The 441-nt window shown below is 67.3% G+C and carries 1 protein-coding gene and 1 pseudogene; both read left to right on the forward strand.

Features of this window, described 5'->3' with window-relative positions:
• Positions 1 to 3: 3 nt before the first annotated feature.
• Positions 4 to 144 carry a rhodanese-like domain-containing protein gene (locus tag ACFWJO_RS37740; protein ID WP_386872650.1) on the forward strand — a complete coding sequence of 47 codons (141 nt, stop codon included), beginning with the start codon at positions 4 to 6 and terminating at the stop codon, positions 142 to 144.
• A 1-nt stretch (position 145) separates the two neighbouring features.
• Positions 146 to 441: pseudogene (locus tag ACFWJO_RS37745) on the forward strand (molybdopterin molybdenumtransferase MoeA); the annotation flags it as partial.

Below are 441 nucleotides of genomic sequence, written 5' to 3' on the forward strand. Positions count from 1 at the left end.
ATCGTGCTGTACTGCCACCGCGGCACACGCTCACGCCAAGCGCTCGATCAGCTCCTCCAACTCGGATTCTCCGATGTGCGGCACCTCACCGGAGGCATCGATGCCTGGGCTGTCCGCATCGACCCCACGGCGAGCAGGTACTGACATGCCCCGCACATCGGTCGCTGAGCACACGGCCCGAGTCCGCACCCTCCTGAACGCCGTGAGCCAGCGCCCCGTCGAGCAGGTCGCCCTGTCTGACGCGCTAGATCGGGTGCTTGCCCACCCCATACGGACTCCGATAGATCTGCCCCCGTTCCGGAACTCACAGATGGACGGCTTCGCCGTCCGTACGGTTGACCTCGCGCGGACGCCAAGCAGTCTGCCGCTGCGCGGTGCGATCCCCGCTGCTCCTGGCACACCTGGGCCGCTTCGCCCTGGCCATACCGTCCGGGTCATGAC

The sequence above is a fragment of the Streptomyces sp. NPDC127092 genome (genome assembly GCF_042722475.1).
GTDB lineage: Bacteria > Actinomycetota > Actinomycetes > Streptomycetales > Streptomycetaceae > Streptomyces.